17 protein-coding genes are annotated in these 18,592 nt (G+C 75.2%); 5 read left to right on the top strand and 12 right to left on the bottom strand.

The features are described from left to right. The first annotated feature begins 2 nt into the window (after positions 1-2). A complete protein-coding gene (locus ACTWLT_RS27780; protein ID WP_445320891.1) occupies positions 3-524 on the top strand; it encodes a MarR family winged helix-turn-helix transcriptional regulator in 522 nt (173 codons plus the stop codon). A 22-nt stretch (positions 525-546) separates the two neighbouring features. Here the strand turns inward: ACTWLT_RS27780 and ACTWLT_RS27775 are convergent, their stop codons facing one another. From ACTWLT_RS27775 to ACTWLT_RS27765, 3 genes are all read right to left on the bottom strand, one after another. After that, positions 547-1,464, bottom strand: coding sequence for a pentapeptide repeat-containing protein (locus ACTWLT_RS27775; protein WP_445320931.1), 918 nt, complete (start codon positions 1,462-1,464; stop codon positions 547-549). A 52-nt stretch (positions 1,465-1,516) separates the two neighbouring features. Then, positions 1,517-2,617, bottom strand: coding sequence for a DUF5919 domain-containing protein (locus tag ACTWLT_RS27770; protein WP_445320890.1), 1,101 nt, complete (start codon positions 2,615-2,617; stop codon positions 1,517-1,519). 189 nt (positions 2,618-2,806) lie between these two features. After that, a complete protein-coding gene (locus ACTWLT_RS27765; RefSeq protein WP_445320889.1) occupies positions 2,807-3,613 on the bottom strand; it encodes an SDR family oxidoreductase in 807 nt (268 codons plus the stop codon). A gap of 79 nt (positions 3,614-3,692) precedes the next feature. Between ACTWLT_RS27765 and ACTWLT_RS27760 the strand changes: the two genes are divergently transcribed. Then, positions 3,693-5,111 (top strand): RtcB family protein, encoded by a 1,419-nt coding sequence (locus ACTWLT_RS27760; protein WP_445320888.1) that lies wholly within the window; start codon positions 3,693-3,695, stop codon positions 5,109-5,111. 6 nt (positions 5,112-5,117) lie between these two features. On the opposite strand, the gene ACTWLT_RS27755 is transcribed toward ACTWLT_RS27760, so the two are convergent. Further along, entirely contained in the window at positions 5,118-5,546 is a 429-nt protein-coding gene (locus ACTWLT_RS27755) for an archease (protein WP_445320887.1), read from the bottom strand. Positions 5,547-5,633: 87 nt separating this feature from the next. On the opposite strand from ACTWLT_RS27755, the gene ACTWLT_RS27750 reads away from it, so the two are divergent. After that, a complete protein-coding gene (locus ACTWLT_RS27750) occupies positions 5,634-6,236 on the top strand; it encodes an MBL fold metallo-hydrolase (RefSeq protein WP_445320886.1) in 603 nt (200 codons plus the stop codon). Here the strand turns inward: ACTWLT_RS27750 and ACTWLT_RS27745 are convergent. Beyond that, positions 6,209-6,937, bottom strand: a complete 729-nt coding sequence (locus ACTWLT_RS27745) for a B3/B4 domain-containing protein (protein ID WP_445320885.1) — start codon at positions 6,935-6,937, stop codon at positions 6,209-6,211. The genes ACTWLT_RS27750 and ACTWLT_RS27745 overlap by 28 nt on opposite strands. A gap of 8 nt (positions 6,938-6,945) precedes the next feature. Continuing rightward, positions 6,946-7,557 (bottom strand): LysE family translocator, encoded by a 612-nt coding sequence (locus ACTWLT_RS27740; protein WP_445320884.1) that lies wholly within the window; start codon positions 7,555-7,557, stop codon positions 6,946-6,948. A gap of 63 nt (positions 7,558-7,620) precedes the next feature. On the opposite strand from ACTWLT_RS27740, the gene pdxR reads away from it, so the two are divergent. Both pdxR and ACTWLT_RS27730 read left to right on the top strand, forming a co-directional pair. Next, positions 7,621-9,102: a MocR-like pyridoxine biosynthesis transcription factor PdxR gene (gene pdxR / locus ACTWLT_RS27735; protein WP_445320883.1), complete on the top strand. Its 1,482-nt coding sequence runs from the start codon at positions 7,621-7,623 to the stop codon at positions 9,100-9,102. Positions 9,103-9,269: 167 nt separating this feature from the next. Further along, a complete protein-coding gene (locus tag ACTWLT_RS27730) occupies positions 9,270-10,301 on the top strand; it encodes an extracellular catalytic domain type 2 short-chain-length polyhydroxyalkanoate depolymerase (RefSeq protein ID WP_445320882.1) in 1,032 nt (343 codons plus the stop codon). A gap of 32 nt (positions 10,302-10,333) precedes the next feature. Here ACTWLT_RS27730 and ACTWLT_RS27725 read toward each other — a convergent pair whose 3' ends face one another. From ACTWLT_RS27725 to ACTWLT_RS27700, 6 genes are all read right to left on the bottom strand, one after another. Continuing rightward, positions 10,334-11,755, bottom strand: coding sequence for a DUF6297 family protein (locus tag ACTWLT_RS27725; protein WP_445320881.1), 1,422 nt, complete (start codon positions 11,753-11,755; stop codon positions 10,334-10,336). Then, positions 11,752-12,375, bottom strand: coding sequence for an ABC transporter ATP-binding protein (locus ACTWLT_RS27720; RefSeq protein WP_445320880.1), 624 nt, complete (start codon positions 12,373-12,375; stop codon positions 11,752-11,754). Before ACTWLT_RS27720 ends, ACTWLT_RS27725 begins: the two co-directional genes overlap by 4 nt. A 99-nt stretch (positions 12,376-12,474) precedes the next feature. Then, the gene (locus tag ACTWLT_RS27715; RefSeq protein ID WP_445320879.1) at positions 12,475-14,853 is read right to left on the bottom strand and encodes a tetratricopeptide repeat protein; all 2,379 of its coding nucleotides are present in this window, start codon (positions 14,851-14,853) and stop codon (positions 12,475-12,477) included. Next, positions 14,850-16,616 (bottom strand): hypothetical protein, encoded by a 1,767-nt coding sequence (locus ACTWLT_RS27710; RefSeq protein WP_445320878.1) that lies wholly within the window; start codon positions 16,614-16,616, stop codon positions 14,850-14,852. The genes ACTWLT_RS27715 and ACTWLT_RS27710 overlap by 4 nt, the downstream gene beginning before the upstream one ends. After that, positions 16,613-17,893: a hypothetical protein gene (locus tag ACTWLT_RS27705; protein WP_445320877.1), complete on the bottom strand. Its 1,281-nt coding sequence runs from the start codon at positions 17,891-17,893 to the stop codon at positions 16,613-16,615. Before ACTWLT_RS27705 ends, ACTWLT_RS27710 begins: the two co-directional genes overlap by 4 nt. Beyond that, positions 17,890-18,522: an ATP-binding cassette domain-containing protein gene (locus ACTWLT_RS27700; RefSeq protein WP_445320876.1), complete on the bottom strand. Its 633-nt coding sequence runs from the start codon at positions 18,520-18,522 to the stop codon at positions 17,890-17,892. Before ACTWLT_RS27700 ends, ACTWLT_RS27705 begins: the two co-directional genes overlap by 4 nt. Positions 18,523-18,592: the final 70 nt, after the last annotated feature.

Raw genomic sequence — 18,592 nt, 5'->3', positions numbered from 1 at the left:
TTATGAATCTACCCGAGGACGGCTCGCCCAACCTGTTCGGCGCTCTCGCCCTGCTCGTCGGCTCGCGGATGCGCGCGTCGGTCAGCGCGTCCGTCGGGGCCGGCGGTGCGCTCGCCGAGGCGCTCGTCGTCCTCAAGGACCAGCCGGGCGTGACCGCCGAGTGGTTGGGCCAGGTGCTGGGGCTGACCCAACCGGGTGTCGCACACCTTGTCCGCCGGCTCCGGGAGCAGGGCTGGGTGGAGAGGCGCCCCGGCACCGACGCGCGGAGCCGCGCCCTGCACCTCACCACCGAGGGGGCGAGGGTCGCCGCCCGGACCCTGCACGCCCGGCAGGAGGCACTGACCGCGCTGCTCGCCCCGCTGACCTCCGAGCAGCGCGGCCAGCTCGCCGCCATCGCCCGCACCCTGCTGCACGACGAGGTGGCCGACGACCGCAGCCTCGCGCACCTCTGCCGCCTCTGCGACCGCGCCCGCTGCCCGCGGTGCCCCGTCCACGCCGGCTACCGGGAGTTGACCGGAGACTGAGCGCGAGGCGTGCCCGATCGGGTTACCGGCGCCTGCCGCGACGGGCGGGTGCCGTGGCGCGGGAGGGCCGGCGGACCGGGGTGAGCGCCAGCGCCGTCCAGTGTGCCGGGCGGGTGAGCGTCGCCGGCAGCCCGGTGCGGGCGTCACCGCGCGCGGCGTCCAGCTGGGCCTGGTGCAGGAAGAGCGTGGCCGTCAGGTCCGCGCCGCGCAGGTCGGCGCCGCGCAGGTCCGCGCCCGTGACGTCGGCCAGACCCAGGTCGACCCCGCGCAGGTCCGCGCCGATCAGCAACGCCCCACGCAGGTTGGCCCGGCGCAGATCCACCCCGCGCAGGTCGGCCCCGAGCAGGTGGGCACCGCGACGGTCCGGGCCGGCGGGGCCACCCCGGGCGCGCGCCGCGTCCCCGGCTCGCGCCAGCAGGGGGTTGATCCGGTCGCGGTGCGCGGCCACGTCCACCGTGCCCAGCTCGGCCGGATCGCCCGCGGTCAGCGCCACCGTGTCGGCGCGGGCGCGCTCCAGCTCGACGCGCACGTCGGCCGGCGGGCGCAGCGCCAACGCCTCGGTGACATACCAGAGCAGCTCGTGCAGCGGACGCAGCACCGTGAACGCCGCGGCCATCGCCGGCAGTGTCTCCGGCGCGTCCCGCCAGTCCCGCCCGCCGAAGGTCACCTGGGCGACCTGCTGGCCGGCGCCGAAACAGTCGAAGACCGTGCAGCCGGGGAACCCGCGCTGCCGCAGCTCGGTGTGGATACCGCAGCGGTGGTCGGGGCGCAGGTTCGGGCAGGCGTGCCCGGCCGGCTTGTCGATGGCGAAGTCCGCCGACGCGGCGAAGGCGGGCACCACGCAGCACAACCCGAAGCAGCGCTCGCAGTCGGCGCGCAGCTGCGCCGGCCCGGGCGGGGGAGCGGGGCTGGGCGACACGCGGACGGTCCTCCTGGCGATCGGCACGGCGACCACCATTGTCCCGCGCCGCACCGACGGGTCGGGCCGGGGGTCACCGTCCGTGCGTGTCGCCGGCCGCCGTGGAACGGGGTGCGGGAGTACGGGAACCACCCGACGGCTGCGGCGCCAACCGGCGTACCGCCCGGTCCCCGCCGCCGGGACCGTACTTCTGGTCGAAGTGCCGGACCACGGTCGCGGCCGGCGTACGGTCGTCGTCGGCCAGCTCGGCCAGCGCGAACACTCCCGGCGCGGCTCCCGGCGCGCGGGGCGGCAACACGGCCCGCACGGTCAGCGGCCGGGCCAGGCGGAACGCGTGGCAGTCCACGTAGTGCTGCCCGTCCACCGTCACGTAGGGCACCTGCACCTCGACCACGTCGGAGTCGTCGTGGCGCAACGTGACCGTCACCGACCAGTACCGTTCCAGGTCCAGGGTTGCCTGCTCGTGCTCCCACAGCTCCTCGAACCGGGCGTGCACGAACCCACCCCACGGGCTGTCCATGTCCACCTCGAGCTGGGGCACGTTGAACGACAGCTTCCCGATCGGGAAGAACGAGATCAGCGCGCGTCCGTCCCACTGGTAGAGCTGGATCGACGGGGAGGCGTCGTACAGGCGGACCTGCAGGCGATGCCGCAGTCGGGGGTCGAGGGTCTCGGCGAAGGCGGCCAGGTGGCGCAGGTTGGTGCGGATCTGCCGTGGCACGTCCACCCGCTGGCGTTCCAGCTCCTCGGAGCGCTGCTGGGCGGCGGTGCAGTCCGGGTCGAGCAGGAGCAACTGCACCTGGGAGCCGTTGGTGAGCGCCGCGCGGACCGCACCCAGTGTCTCCTCGCGGTGGCGCTGCTCCAGCAGGATCGTCCAGGTGTCGAGGATGCGCACCCGGCGGCCGGCGCGGTGCAGCCGCGCCACGAACGCCTGCTGGTCGAAGCTCAGGTGCTCCTGCACCCGCGCCTTGCGGGCCTCCTCGAACAGCGGGTCGAAGATGACGTACGAGATGGCCGCGAGCACCACGCTGGCGCCGAGGTTGAGCAGCAGGTCGCTGAGGAAGCCGGTGCTGCGCCAGGCGGCCAGCAGCATCAGGGCGGCGACCCCGAGCAGCGTCCCGCCGACACCGAAGGCGCGTCGTTGCCGGCCGCCCCGACCGACCCACTCGGGCATCCGGTCCCCCTCCGTCGTCGACCGGCCCCGCCGCCGCCCGTTGATCACCGGAATGCGGAGGATACGTGCCCGCTTTGCCGGGCGCTGTCCCGTTCACGACCGCCGGTTTCACCCGCCGGAGTCATCGCACCGCTCATAGGTGACGGTAACGGGGTCGGGCGACAGCGGCCCGGCAGGGCTGACCGGCCCTCAGACCGATCGCCAGTCGTTCGAGGTCAGGGAGTTGGCCTGCGGGCCCATCAGCAGCATGCCGCCGTCGACGGGCCAGGACGCGCCGGTGACGTAGCTGGCGGCGGGGGAGGCGAGCAGTGCCACCACGGCGGCCACCTCCCGGGCGTCGCCCGGCCGCCCCACCGGTACACCGGGCCGGTCCTGGGTGAACGGGTCGACGTCCTCCTGGTCGGTCATCGGCGTGGCGATCTCGCCCGGTGCGACCGCGTTCACGGTGATCCCGTCGGGCGCCAACTCCTGCGCCATCACCTTGGTCAGCAGACCGAGCCCGCCCTTCGCCGCGCAGTACGCCGCCGAACCGACCCGGGGGGCGTGCTCGTGCACGCTGGTGATGTTGATGATCCGCCCGCCGACCCCGGCCGTCCTCATCCGCCGCACCGCCCGCTGGGCGCACAGGAACGGCCCGTCCAGGTCGACGGCGAGCACCTCGCGCCACTGCTCCCACCCGGTGTCGACGAACGGGGTCGAGGCGCCGGTGCCGGCGTTGTTGACCAGCACCCCGACGCCGCCCAGTCGGTCGGCCAGCTCGTCCACCACGGCCGCCGCGTCCGGCAGCCGGGTGAGGTCCATCTCGACGGCCTCGCAGCGCCGACCGGTGGTGCGCACCTCGGTGGCGGTCCGCTCGGCGCCGTCGGGGTCGCCGTACCAGGTGATGCCGATGTCGAAGCCGGCCTCGGCCAGGGCGACGGCGCACGCCTTGCCGATGCCGGAGTCCGCGCCGGTGACGACGGCGATTCTCGGGTAGTTCTCGTATCGCTGCGGCATGCTTGCGCACTACCCCGGCCGGACCGGCTCAACCGGGTCGCCCTGGTGTACCGGTGGACACGGTGGGTAGCCGCCTGGCATGGAGCTGGTTCAGGAATCGCCGTACCGGTTCCGGATCGACCGCCGGGCGCCGATGCGGGTGCCCGGGGTGGTGTTCGCCGTGCCGGAGCTGCTGCCCGACGTCGGTGCCGACCGGTCGCTGGACCAGGTGGCGAACGTGGCCACCCTGCCCGGCATCGTCGGGGCGTCGTACGCCATGCCCGACGTGCACTGGGGTTACGGCTTCCCGATCGGTGGGGTCGCCGCCACCGACGTCGCCGAGGACGGGGTGGTCTCGCCGGGCGGGGTCGGCTTCGACATCTCCTGCGGGGTGCGGTTACTCACCGCCGACCTGGACCGGTCGGAGCTTCCCCGGGTCCTCGACGCGCTGATGGACGGCCTGGACCCGGCGGTGCCGCGCGGCATGGGTCGGGGCGCGGTCTGGAACCTCGCCGACCGGGCGGAGCTGGACGCGGTGCTGCGCGGCGGTTCCCGGTACGCGGTCGAACAGGGGCACGGGGTGCCCCGGGACCTGGCCCGTTGTGAGGACGGCGGCGCGGTGGCCGACGCCGATCCGGCGCAGGTCAGCGAGCGGGCCGTGCAGCGCGGGCAGGGTCAGGTCGGCAGCCTCGGCTCCGGTAACCACTTCCTGGAGGTGCAGGCCGTCGAGGAGGTGTACGACGAGCCGGTCGCGGCGGCCTTCGGGCTGCGCCTCGGCCAGGTCTGCGTGATGATCCATTGTGGCTCCCGAGGGCTGGGCCACCAGATCTGCACCGACCACGTGCGGATCATGGAGCGGGTCATGCCCCGGTACGGCATCGAGGTGCCGGACCGGCAGCTCGCCTGCGCGCCGGTCGGTTCCCCGGAGGGGCGGGCCTACCTGGGTGCGATGGCCGCCGCGGCGAACTACGCCCGGGCCAACCGGCAGTTGCTCACGGAGTCGGCCCGCCGGGTCTTCAGCCGGGTTGCCGGGAGCGGCCTGGATCTGGTGTACGACGTGTCGCACAACCTCGCCAAGATCGAGGAGCACGGGCGTGACGGCGGCACCCGGCGGCTCTGCGTGCACCGCAAGGGCGCCACCCGCGCGCTGCCGCCCGGGCACCCCGACCTCCCCGACGACCTGGGTGACGTCGGGCAGCCGGTGCTGATCCCGGGCTCGATGGGCACCTCGTCGTACGTGCTGACCGGCGTCGCCGGCAATCCGGCCTTCGCGTCGACCTGTCACGGCGCCGGCCGTACCCGCAGCCGGGGCGAGGCCACCCGGGCCGTCCGCGGTCAGGACGTGCGGCGCGACCTGGCGGCGCGGGGTGTGGTCGTTCGGGGCGCGTCCTGGAAGGGGTTGGCCGAGGAGATGCCGGAGGCGTACAAGGACGTCTCGGCGGTGGTCGAGGCGGCCCGGGGCGCCGGGCTGTGCCGACTCGTCGCCCGCCTCACCCCCCTCGGCGTGGTCAAGGGCTGACCGGCCTCAGACGTCCAGGGTCACCGCGCACGACCAGCCGGCGGAGCCCGGGGCGATGTGCAGCGCGTGCAACGACACCGCCTTCGGCACCGCGCCGACCAGCTCCACCGCGTCGGTGCTGGTAGACCGCCAGTGCACCCGCAGGCCGCCGTCGTCGGTCGACCGCACGTCGCAGTCCAGCGGGAGGGTGCCCTCGGTGTCCAGCCGGAAGATCACCTCGTCCAGTACGCCGACCAGCAGGTCCTCGTCGTCGCCAGGCGGCAGGTCGAACTCGGTGTCCGCCTGCGGCCGGGCGCCGCCGGTGTCGGCGAACGTCTCGACCAGCGCGGCGACGGCCTCGGCGAGGCACCCGTCCCGGTCGGGTGCCCACGCCTCGATCCGGACGTCGGCGGTGTGCGGCATGCTCCGGTGCCCCCGTTGCGTCGAGCGCTGCATGCCCTCGATCATGCCGGTCGGTGGCCCCACACACCGCCCGGATCCTCCGGGACCACCGACGGCAGACCGACGGCGTACCGTCGCCGGATGCGGATCACCCGGTTCACCCACTCCTGCGTCCGCGTCGAGCACGACGGTGGGGTGCTCGTCGTCGACCCGGGCACCTGGAGCGAACCCGGTGCCCTGGTCGGCGCGGACGCCGTCCTGGTCACCCACGAGCACACCGACCACGTCGACGTGCTGCGGCTGGCCGGCCTCGGCGTCCCGGTGTACGCGCCCGAGGGCGCCCGGCTGCCCGACCTCGCCCCGTTGCCGGTGACCCGGGTCCGCGCCGGGCAGCGCTTCACCGCCGCCGGCATCCCCGTGACCGCGCACGGCGGCCGGCACGCCGCCATCTTCGAGGGCCAGCCCGACTGTCCCAACCTCGGCTATCTGATCGGCGACGGTGTCTACCACCCGGGCGACGCGTTGCACGTGCCGGACGAGCCGGTGCACACCCTGCTGGTTCCGGCGCAGGGGTCCTGGCTGCGCCTCGACGAGGCGATCCGGTTCGCCCGTGAGGTGGGCGCCGCTCACACGTACCCGATCCACGACGCGCAGATCAACGAGCGCGGCCTGGCCAGCGTGGCCGGCTGGTTCGGCGAGACGATCCACGGCTACCGTCACCTCGTCCCCGGCGACACCGCCTGACCGGCGGCCGTCATCTCGAAGCGTGGTGCGGCGTCGGTGAGCACGGCGACCCGTGTCGGTGCCGACCACGCCTCGGTCAGCTCCGCCGCCAGCGTGGCGACCAGTCGGGTCACGTCCGCCTCGGCGTCCGGGTGCAGCGCCTCGGCGACGATCAGCACGGACGAGGTGGCCGGCCGCACGGCCGACCAGCCGCTCTGCCGGTTCGTCCAGCGCCGGGCGTGCGCCCGGCCGGCGCTGTCGACGAAGGTCACCTCTCCGGGGTCGGGGTGCTCGGTGTCGCCGGCGAAGCTCAGGTACTCCTCGTCGCCCTGCGCCGGTCCGACCACCAGGTCACCGTCGACGCGGTCCAGGTCGAGTACCGCGACCGGGATCGCGTACGCGGCCGAGACGGCGTTGCAGAGGTCGACCAGGGGGTGCAGCCGGGGCAGGTCGCCGTCCAGGCGTAGCCGGCGCAGCAGCGCCTCCGCGGCGCACCGGTAGCGGGTGGGCCGCAGCCCCATGGTCGTGTACGCCCGCCGCCACGCCTGGATCTCCGGGAAGCCGCTCTCGGCGCCTGCGGCCAACCGCTCGCGGGCGACGGCGAGATAGCCGGCGGTCGGCTCGGTGACGTCGGCCGTTGCGGTGATCCCGGTGGCCTGGACCACGCCGGCGACGAGGTCGGGGTACGCGGCGCGAAGCTGCGCGGAATGCTCGAACTGCACGGGACTCCCTATCGTTCGGTGAGGGCGAGTGTCACGCCGAGCGCGACGAAGGTGCCGGCGACGGACCGGCGCAGCCAGTCGGTGACCCGTGGCCGGGTCAGCACCCGGTCGCGCACCCGGGCCGCGAAGACGCCGTAGCCGCTGAACACCACGAAGGTGAGCAGCATGAACACCGCGCCGCACGCGAGCATCGACCGGGTCGAGCCCGGCGCGGTGGTGTCCACGAACTGCGGCAGGAACGCGACGAAGAACAGCGTCGGCTTCGGGTTGAGCAGGTTGACCAGCACTCCGGACACGATCACCCGGGCCGCGGAGCGGGGTGTCGCGGTGCCGGTCGCCGCGAAGGCGCTGCGGTCCCGGGCGGTCGACCAGGCCAGGTAGAGCAGGTACCCGACGCCGAGGTACCTGACCACCTCGAAGGCCGCCGCGCTCGTCTGCAACAGCGCGGCGAGGCCGGTCAACGCCGCCAGCAGGTGCGGCACCACCCCCAGCGTGCAGGCGAAGGCGGCCAGCACACCGGCCCGGGCGCCCCGGGACAGTCCGGCGGAGAGGGTGAAGAACACCCCGGTGCCCGGGGTGACCACCACGATCAGCGTGGTGATCAGGAACGGAACTGTCACGGATGTCCTCCGGTGTCGCTCGACGGGGCTGTCTGATTCCCACTCTGCTGCCAAGATGGTCCGGTGAGCAGGGCCAAAACGAGGGCACCCGACAGGTCCATAACGACCGGGTCGGACTTTCTGCACCTGACCATCGCCGACGCCCCGCCCGGCGGGCGCGCCGACTGGCTGGCCGCGCGGCTGCGACAGGCCATCGCCGACGGCCGGGTGCCGGTCGGGGGCCGCCTGCCCGCCACCCGGTTGCTCGCCGCCGACCTCGGCGTCTCCCGGGGCGTGGTCACCGAGGCGTACCAGCGGCTGACCGAGGAGGGGCACATCACCGGGAGGGGCCGGGCCGGGACGGTGGTCGTCGCCGCGCCGCCCGCACCGGCGACCCCGACACCCGCCCCGGCCGCCGCGCCGGCGCCGGGAGCGCTCTTCCCGCCGGCTCCGGGCAGCGACATCTTCGACGCGGTACGCGCGGCGAGCGCGACCATCGACCTGACGCCCGGCGTACCGGATCTGACCGCCTTTCCCCGTGCGGACTGGCTGCGCGCCGAACGGACCGTGCTGGCCCACCTCGCCGCGGCCGACTTCGGCTACGGCGATCCGTGTGGCACGCCCGCGCTGCGCCGGGCCGTCGCCGCCTGGCTGGCCCGCAGTCGAGGCATCGCCGTCGACCCCGTCGAGGTCATCATCGTGGCCGGCGTGTCCCAGGCGCTCGGGCTGCTCGCCCAGGTGCTCGGCGCGGCCGGCATCGACCGGATCGCGGTCGAGGACCCGGGCTCGCTCGGCGTGCGGCAGCACCTGAACAACTGGCGGGTGGACACCCCACCGGTCGCGGTGGACGACGCCGGGCTGCGCGTCGACGAGCTGGCGGCCAGCGGCGTGCCGGCGGTGATGCTCACCCCCGCACACCAGTTCCCGACCGGTGTGGTGCTCGACGGCGACCGCCGCCGCCAGCTCGTCGACTGGGCGCGTGCCGGCGGGCTGATCATCGAGGACGACTACGACGCCGAGCACCGCTACGACCGGCCCCCGGTGCCGGCGCTGCGTGGGCTGCTGCCCGAGCAGGTCTGTTACGCCGGCAGCGTGTCCAAACTGCTCGCCCCGGCGCTGCGGGTCGGTTGGCTGCTCGTGCCGGCCCGGCACCGGGAGGCGGTGGTCGCCGCCAAACGCAACGCCGACCTGGGCAACGCCGTGCTGCCGCAGCTGGTGCTGGCCGAGCTGATGACCTCCGGTGCGCTGGAGCGTCACCTTCGGCTGCTGCGCCGCCGGCACATCCAGCGTCGGGACGCGATGATCACGGCGCTGGCCCGGCAACTGCCCGGCGCGACGGTGCACGGCGCGGCGGCCGGGCTCCACCTGATGATCACGTTGGACGGCGAGCTGGCCGACGGCGAGCTGGCCGCCGCGACACTGGCCCGGGGAGTGAAGGTGCAGCCACTGTCCTGGCACTGCCAGCGGCCGTACCGGCCGGGCCTGGTGCTCGGCTACGCCGCGCGTACGGCCACCGAGATCGAGGAGGGCGTCGCGACGATCGCTGCCGCCCTCCGCTCCGGCTAGGCAGGACCGGCGGTGTCGACGGTGGACATCCACGGTGCCGAATGGACTGCGAACACACACCGGTGCCGCCCGACGTGTCGGTCGCGCTCATACCTCGTGTGCTCTACGTCACGGTAGCGTCTGCCCACGCCGACGCCTCCCGCCGGCGCTCCCAAGGAGAGCGTCACATGACGACACCGCTGAAAGCCGCCACCGCCCTCGCCGCCGTCCTCCTGCTGATCCTCACCGGCGCGGCCCCCGCCCAGGCCGCCACCCCGGCGACGAAGCCCCCGGTCTCCGGGTCGCTGAACACCTACAACGTCTCCGGCGTGTACGTCGCCGGCGTCTCCTCCGGCGGATACCTGGCCACCCAACTGCACGTCGCCTACTCGTCCAGGATCCGCGGCGCGGCCGTCTTCGCCGCCGGGCCGTACTACTGCGCCCAGAACAACGTCGCCCAGGCGCTCTACGGCTGCGGCGACAACCAGTACCCGACCAACGTGTCCGCCCTGCAGAGCTACACCCGGACCTGGGCGTCCTACGGCTGGGTCGACCCGGTCGGCAACCTGTCCGGCGACCCGGTGTACGTCTTCCACGGCGCCAACGACAACACCGTCAAGAAGTCCGTCACCGACGACCTAGTCCGCTACTACCAGCACTTCGGGGCCAGCGTGCAGTACGACAGCGGCTCGGCGGCCGGCCACTCGTGGGTCACCCCGTACGGGACGCGGGGATGCACCGCGACCGCGTCGCCGTTCCTCAACGACTGCGGCAGCGACCCGCAGAACGCCCTGTTGCGCAAGCTGCTCGGTGGCGTGAACGCGCCGAACACCGGCCCGCTCGGCGGCACGCTCATCCGGTTCAACCAGAACACCTTCGCGGTCAACGGTTGGGCCAACGGGCTGAGCATGGACGCCAACGGCTTCGCCTACGTCCCGTCGGCCTGCGCGGCCGGCCAGTCGTGCCGCCTGGTGGTCGCCCTGCACGGCTGCCTACAGGGGTACGGCTCGGTGGGCACCGCCTTCGTCGACCGGGCCAACCTCAACCCGTACGCCGACACCAACAACCTGATCGTCCTCTACCCGCAGGCCACCTCCGCCGTCAGCAACCCGAACGGCTGCTGGGACTGGTGGGGGTACCTCGGCGCGACCAACTACCCGATCAAGGGCGGCGCCCAGCTAGAAACGATCATGAACATGGTCCGCCGGCTGGACGGCTGAGCCACCTGGGCTGACCGGGCGAACCCGCCCGGTCAGCCCAGGAACAGGCGGACCAGGACCAGCACGGCGAGCAGCGCCGGCCCGCGCCCGCCCTGGCGCAGCAGGTCGATGGGGATCATCCCGAACGGCGTGTTCACCGTCGCCCCGCCGTAGTTGATCGGTGGTCGGGTGCCGCTGCGCCACGCGGCGGCCACCACCCCGAGCGCCATCGCCGGCCCCAGCCAGGGCGGCCCACCGTCGACCGTCGGCAGGGTCAGCAGCCACCACAGCCCCGCGCCGATCGCCGGCACCACCACGTGGATTCCGCGCAGCGCCGCGTCACTGCCGCCGAGCGCGCGACGCAACCCCGGCGACCGGCTGATCGTCCGCAGGCCACCGGTCAACCGGTCGGTGGCGAGGTAGCCGAACACCACCTGCGCGGCACCGGCCAGCCCGGGCAGGGCGAGCGCGGCGGCGTACTGGACGAGGATCAGCGCCGTCCAGATCAGCAGGGCGCTGGGGTGGCGGCGCAACCGGCGCACGTCGGCCTGGAGCATCGCCCACCAGCCGGGGCCGGACAGGAACCGGCGGCTGCGCACCCGGCCGATCTGCCGCCAGCGCCGGCTCTCCACCAGGCCGGCGAGCAGGCTCGGGTCGAGCAGGATCGTGGCCGTGGCGGCGGCGTTGGCGAACTGCGCGCCGGTGGTCAGCGTGGCCCGGTCCACCCGGGGCAGCGCGCGTACCGCCAGGACGGTGGCGGCGACCGCGAGGGGCACCCCGACGGCGACCAGCGCGGCGGCCGGCGACGTCGACGGCCGGGGCAGCGCGTCACCGAGGCGGCCGACGACCACCACCAGAGCCGTGACGAGGGCGGCCGCCACCACCGGCACCACCCCGGCCAGCGTCGGCCACCGCCGGCCGGCCCCGCTGCCCTGGGCGACGACGCTGGACGCCAGCGCGGTCGCACCCCACCCCGCGCCGGCCGCCGCCGCCCAACCCAGGGCCGCCAGGTCGGTGACGCCGCCGAGCGCCGCCACACCCACCCCGACCAGCGCGGTGCCGGCCGTCGCGCCCGTCAGCAGGATGGCGAGGCGCGGCGCCAGCCAGGCCCGCCGGTCGACCGGCGCGCTGGTCACCCAGCTCTGCGTCGCCGGGGTGACCAGCAGCGGGCCGAGCGCGCGCAGGCCCCGCCAGGCGAGCCCGGCGGCGGCCAGCAGCGCGGCGACCGCCAGCCACCAGCGCACCCCCGGATCGGCCCGCCCGACGGTGGGCGACTCCAGCATGTCGCGGCTGGCGCTGACCGCGAACCAGCCGTACATGCCCACGAACAGGACCACGACGTACGCGTCGCCCAGCACGTCGCCCAGGGAGTGGTCGTGGTGCCGGCGGCGGGCCCGGCGCAGGTGTGCGCGCACCTGCCGGGCGGTGGGCACCCCGACCGGGGCGTCGGCGACCGTGGCGGGCGGTGCCGTCACCGGCCGATCTCGATCCGCTCGTCGACGACGGCGTCGATCAGCTCCGGGTCGTGCGAGGCCAGCAGCACGGCGGTGCCCGCCTCCCGTTCCCGGCGCAGCCGGTCGGCAAGCCACTGCCGTCCTCGTACGTCCAGCCGCTGTTCCGGTTCGTCGAGGATCAGCACCCGGCGCGGCCGTACGAAACAGGACGCCAGGGCCAACCGGCGGCGCTGCCCACTGGACAACGTCACCGGCAGTTGGTCGCGGGCCGGTTCCAGGCCCAGCTCGGCGACGACCTCGTCGACCGGGTCGGCGTCACCCCCGTGGGCGTACGCGACCAGTTCCAGGTGCTCGACCACGGACAGGTCGGGAAAGAAGTCGATGTCGTCCAGGGCGGCCGCCACCAGGGCCCGCACCTGGGGGTCGGTCTCGTCGGCCCGGCGACCCTGCACCAGCACCTCGCCCGCGTCCGGCCGGTCGGCGCCGACGACGCAGCGCAGCAGGGTGGTCTTGCCGCTGCCGTTGGGGCCCAGCACCACCGCGATCCGGCCCGCCTGGAGCGTGAAGCTCACGTCGTCGAGCACGACCAGGTTGCCGAAGTTACGGCCAAGTCCCCGCACCGAGAGCGCATCCACGGTCACACACTCTCCCAGACCCGTTCCACCGGCCAACGTGAGCGATCGACATCACGCCGGCGCCCGATGCCGGACCGGAGCGTCCCGCCGACGCTCGTCCGCTGATCACGGGCCGGCTGGTGTCCGGTCCGCGCCGTCCTCCAGGCGGCGGTCGGCGGCGGCCAGCCCGTCGGCGTCGTCGACCTCCTCGGCCACCGCCGCCGCGTCCGCCCAGTGCCGCCGCGCCTCGGACCGGTCGCCCAGCTCGGCGGCGGCGTCACCCAGGTACAGCAGGGTCCGCGCGAGCCCGGGGGTGGGGCGGCTCTCCTCGCGCAGCCGCCGGCTCTCGGCCAGCAGCTCGTATGCCGCGCGTGCCTGGGCCGGCGTGGCGGTCAGCAGCGTCGCACCGGCGTTGAGCAGCGCCGCCGCCCGGCTGGTCGGGTCGCTGACCGACTCGTACTCGCGCAGCGCGGCCCGCCACGCCTGCGCGGCGTCCAGGTGCTCGCCGAGGGCGGAGTGCACCAGCACCAGGTTCGTCAGCGCCGCGGCGTAGCCGCGCGCGTCACCGACGGACCGGAACGTGTTGGCCGCCCGCACGAGGTGGTGGTGGGCGGTGTCCAGTTCGCCCCGGGCCAGTTGCGCCGCGCCGAGGCCCAGGTCGGTGAGCGCGAGCCCGGCCCGGTCCGCGCCCGAGCGGTGCCGGCGGGACAGCTCCAGGTGCTCCACCGCGTCGTCGAGCTGCCCCAGGTCGAGCAGGGCCAGGCCGAGGTTCATCCGGGCCTGGGCGGTGCCCCGCCTCCCACGCTCGGCCACCGCCAGGGTGAGCGCGGCGGCGGCGCCCTGCGGGTCGTGCCGGCGCCGGCGCAGCACCCCCAGCTCGTTGTGCGCCCACCCGGCGATCTCGGGCCGGTCGTCGGCGGTCGGGGTGTTGAGCACCGTCCGGCACACCTGCTCCCACTCGTCCAGCCGCTCAGCGTGTGCCAGCCACCCGCACAGCGCCACGGCCAGCCGGAACCACCACCGCCGCACCCGCCGGGGCAGCGTCTCGGCCGCGCCGGCCGGCACCCGCACCACCGCCAGGAGCAGTTCCTGGTGTAGGTCGAACCAGCCGTACGGGTCGTCGTCCAGCGGCAGTGACCACTCCCGGTCCGGTGGGGAGCCGAGCACGGCCAGGTTGGCCGCGTGCCGTTCGGCCCGGCGGGCCAGGTGCCGGGTCAGTCGGGCCTGCGCGGCGACCCGGGCCCGCGCGGGATCGGCACTTCGCAGGTGCAGCCGGGCGTTGCCGGCGAGCAGCGGGCGGATCTCGTACCGGTCGCCGGGAGCGCCGACCACGAACGCCGCGGCGGCCAGCTCGTCGAGCAGAGCCGTCACCCGCTCCGGGTGTCGACCGGCCAGCGCGGCGATGGCCGGCCGGTCCACCGGCGCGGGGGCCAGCGACATCAGCCGGTACAGGCGGCGGGCCTCGCGGGTCAACGCCCGGTACGCGGTGTCCCGCTCGGTGACCAGCCGCGCCGCCGGCGAGATGGTGACCCGCTGGTGCGGGGGTGTCTGCACCGCGCGGCGCAGCGCGTCCAGCACGTCGGCGTGCCGCCAGCCGTGCTGTGCGGTGCGGTAGCCCAGCGCCCGGACGGTGCGTGGCTGCTGCCCGCACAGCTCGACGATCTCGCGGACCGCCGGGTCGGTCCGCGGGTCCGCGCGGCGGATCCGGGCGGCCGGCGCGGCCACGCCGGCCGCGGCGAACAGCTCCACCGCCTCGGCCGGGCCCGGCTCGGCGATCCAGTGCGCGACCACGCCCTCCAGCCCGCTCAGCGCCGGGCCGCCGGCGAGCAGCAGCCGGCAGGTGCGTGCGGTGGGCGGCAGCAGTGGCCGGACCTGCTCGGGGCGGTCGACGTTGTCGAGCACCAGCAGGATCTTGCGGCCGTCGAGCTGGCGGCGCAGCGCGTCGGCGGCGACCGCGAGGGCGTCCGGCCGGCCCGAGGTGGGCGGCGCGGTGCCCAGGACCCCGGCCAGCGCGGTGAGCACCTGCCGGGCGGACCGGGGTCGGCCGCCGCGGCGCAGGTCGAGGTAGTACTGCCCGTCGGGGAAGTCCTCCCGGCACAGGTTCGCCGCCTGCACGGCGCAGGCGGACGTGCCCACCGCCCGCCGGCCCAGCACGGCCACCGCGTGCTCGCGCGCGAGCAGCCCGAGCACCGCCCGCACGTGCTCGTCGCGTCCGGTGAAGCCGGCCGGATAGGGCAGCGTCGGCGCGCCGGTGGCCGGTACGGCGACGACGTCGGTGGGCTCCGGGCTCACCTCCCGGGCAGCGCGGCGGCGGCGCATCTCGAACACCACGAAGCCGACTCCACCGCTGATCACCAGCACGATGCTGGCCGGCCCGAGCACGCTGGCGGCCAGTTCGGAGAGCAGGTTGCTGGCCAGGTTGCCGAGCACCCCGCTGACCAGCGTGCCGACCGCGATGAGCACCGGCCAGCGCGGCCCGCGGCCGGCGCCGGTGGGGCTGGTCACCGGACGCCCCCGGAGACCAGCCCGGCGACGAGCTGCCGCCGGGCGAGCACCACCAGCACCACCGGCAGCACCGAGGCGAGCACCGAGCTGGCGGCCAGCAGACCGCTGTTGCTCACGAAGCCGCGGGTCTGCCCGGCCAGGAACAGCCCCAGCGGTGCCGCCTCCGGCCCACTGAACAGCAGACCCACCACCAGGTCGTTCCAGACCTGGACGAACTCCAGCACGGAGACCGCCACCACGGCGGGCAGGTTGTGCCGGGCCAGCCGGCGCAGGGTGCCCCACCAGCGCCGCCCGCCCAGCCGGGCGCCGCGCACCTGCTCGGCGGGCAGGTCGGCGAACGCGTTGCGCAGCACCAGCACCGCGAACGGCACGCCCAGCGCCACGTGCACCAGGGCCAGGCCGCGGGCGGTGCCGGAGGAGAGCACGAGGCCCAGCACCTCGTTGACCGGTCCGGCGATGACCTGGACCGGCACCACGCTGGCCGCGAGCAGCAGCAGCCCGGTGGCCTGCGCGGCCGGCCCGGTCAGCCACGCCAGCGGGTACGCGGCCAGCAGCGCGACCACCAGCACGGTGGCGGTCACCACGGTGGCCAGCAGCAGCGTGAACGCCAGCGTCCGCCACAGCTCCGTGCCGGTGAGCAGGGCTCGGTAGGAGCCGATGCCCGGCGGTGCCGACCACCAGCCGCGCGCGGCGGCGTCCACCCGCCCGTGCATCGAGGTGGCGACCAGCACCGCCAGCGGCACCAGCCAGGCCACCGCGGCACCCGCCGCGAGCAACCGGAACACCCGCCGGGGCGGGGCGACCCGGCCCGGGTCCGGTGGTGTCTCGGCACGCGGTGGCGGCCACGCCTGCCGGACGAACAGCGCCGCCACCAGGATCCCGCCGACGACCGCCACCATCCACACCACGCCGAGGGCCGCGCCCTCGCCGGTGGTGGTGCCGCCCGAGGTCTGCCACACCCGCAGGGCGAGCACGGCGGCCTCGTCACGGACCGAGCCGGGAGTCATCACCAGGATCAGGTCGAAGGTGCGGCTGGTCCCCACCGCCACCAGCGCGAAAACGACGGCGACGGTCCGCAGCAGCAGCGGCCGCCACTGCGCGTCCCACAGCACGTGGCGTCGACCGCCGCCGTAGGCGCGTACCGCGTCGGCCAGGCTCGGCGGGACCGCGTCCAGCGCGGCGCGGAAGACCAGCACGGCCAGCCCCACCCACGCCCAGACGAACGCCGACATCAGCGCCACCGTGACCAGGCCCGGCCCGAGCAGTTGCGGGGCGTCCTCGGCGGACCGGCCGGTCAGCCGCGCCGCGACCAGCGTGGCGAGGCCCCGGGTCGGGTCGGGGTCGTACATCAGGCGGAAGGTCACCCCGGTGACGACCAGCGGCAATGCCACCGGCACCAGCAGGATCAGGCGGACCAGCCCGCCCTCCTGGGAGCGGCGGGACGCGGCGGCGAGCAGGTAGCCCAGCGCCGTCACCACCGCCGGCACCAGCACCGCCCAGAGCACCGTGCGGCCGACCACCGCGCCGGTGCCCGGCGCGGCGAGCGCGGTCTCGAAGTGATCCACGCCGACCCAGCGACCGTCGGTGGTCACGCTGGCGTGCAGGGTGCGCAGCACCGGCCACACCACCAGGCCACCGAGCAGCACGATGGCGGGCAGCAGCAGCGCGGAGGTGGCCCCGGCCGCGGGGTACGCCCGGCCCCGCCGGGGCGGCCCCACGTCGTCGAGCACCGCCAGCTCGCCGAGCACCCGGACCTGGCTCATCGGCCGCTGCCCGCGCTGCGCGCCGCCGCGGCGAGCTGGCCGGTGGCCCGACGGACCGCCTCGGCGGCGGACACGCCGTCGGTGACGTCGGCGAAGAAGTCCTGCATGATGCGCCAGATGCCCAGGCCGTCGGAGCCGGTGAACGGCCCGGGGAGCTGGTCGGAGAGGTCGAAGCGCAGGGTGCCGGGGGCGCGCATCTCGCCGGCGAGCTGGCGGCGGACCGGGTCGACGTAGCCGTCCAGCGGGATGGTGGTGTTGGGCGACAGGTAACCGCCGGCGCGCAGCCAGGGTTGGAACGAGTCGGCCCTGGTGAGCCACTCGACCAGCTCGACCCCGCCCCGGGCGTCGACGAACGCCACCGCGGCGTCGCCGCCGACGATCAGTGGGCCGCGCCCGCCGGGCCGGGTGCTCGGGAACCGGAAGGTGGCCGCCTCCTCCGGGCCGCGCCGGAACGTGCCGACCACCTCGGCGGTGAAGTCGGCCTCGAAGACCATCACCGCCCGGCGGGAGCGCACCACCTGGATCACCGACTCCTCGTACTGGGTGAGCAGGGCGCGGCGCCCGCCGCCGGGGAAGGCGCCGTCGATGCTCCACAGCTCGGCGAGCCGGTCCAGGGCGTCGCGCACGGGCCGGCCCTGCCAGTCGGCGTCCGGCCCGGCGAGGGCGTCGTAGGCGTCCGGTGCCAGGTCGGCCAGCACGTTCTCGAACCAGTCGGTGAGCACCCAGCCGTCGGCCGCGCCGATCGCCAGCGGTGCCGGGCCGGCGTCGCGCAGGGCGAGTGCGCCGAGGCGGCGGGTCAGCGTGACCAGCTCGTCCCAGCTGCCGGGCGGGTCGGGCAGCACCGACGGCAGGCGCCAGATCAGGGACTTGTGCGCCGCCTTCACCCAGACGCCGTAGCGCCGGTCGCGGGTCATCAGCAGGTCGCTCAGCCCGGTGGGCACCGCGTACTCCGTCGAGGGGCGCACGGGGCGCAGCCACCCCCGCCGGGCGTACTCGGTGACCAGGCCGGGGCGCGGCAGGATCGCCACGTCCGGGCTGGTGCCGGCGAGGTGCCGGGCGCGCAGGAACGCGTCGATGTCGTTGCCGGCGCTGACCACGTGCACCGGGGCGGGGTAGCCGGCGACGACCCTGCGGAACCGCTCCAGCTCGCTTCCGCTCCAGACGACGGCCACCTGCACCGACCGGGTGCCTCCGGTGCAGCCGGCGGCGGTCACGGCGGCGCCGGCCGCGGCGGCGCGCAGCAGGCTACGCCGGCTCACCCGGCCCGTCGGCGTCACCGGCCGATCCCGTCGGGCTCGGTGACCAGCTCGTGCCGGCGGGGGATCTCGGTCAGGGCGGCCTCGTCCGCGGTGCACACGAGCACGGCCACCCCGGGTGCGTCCGGTGGGGAGAGTCGGGGCAGCAGATCGGCGAGGCGGCTGCCGCCGGCCGGGTCGGTGGGCAGGTCGATGACGAGCACCTCGGGCAGGCAGACCGCGGCCCGGGCCAGGGCGACCCGGAAGCGCTGGGCGTCGGAGAGCAGGTGCGGCAGCAGGGCCAGCGTCGGCGCCAGCTCCAGCCGGTCCACCACGGTGGCCGTCCAGTCGTCGGCCACCTCGTGCACCCGTTCGCGTTTGCGCTGGCCGTACTCGATGTTGCGGCGCACGGTGAGCTGCGGTAGCAGCGCGCCGCCGGCGGGCACGTAGCCGATCTGCCGGCGTGGCGGCGGCAGGGCGGTGACGTCGCGGTCGCCGACCAGGACGCGCCCGGTGACCGGGGTGGCGAGCCCGGCCAGCACCCGAGCGACGGCTGTGCCGACCCGGGGTGGTGCGACCAGGGCGGCCGTCGTGCCGGCCGGGACGTCGAGGGTCACCGGCCCGGTGCCGGGGACGGCGACCAGTGCGCGTAGCCGTAACGTGACCCTCACCTCCGGTGACCGCTGGTGACCGTCCCAGGGTGGCACACCGTGCCGACAGTCGATGCCCCTCGGATCTTCC

The sequence above is a fragment of the Micromonospora yongxingensis genome (assembly GCF_052601155.1).
Note: the sequence above shows the minus strand (reverse complement) of the source record. Positions and strands in the feature narration are given on the sequence as shown.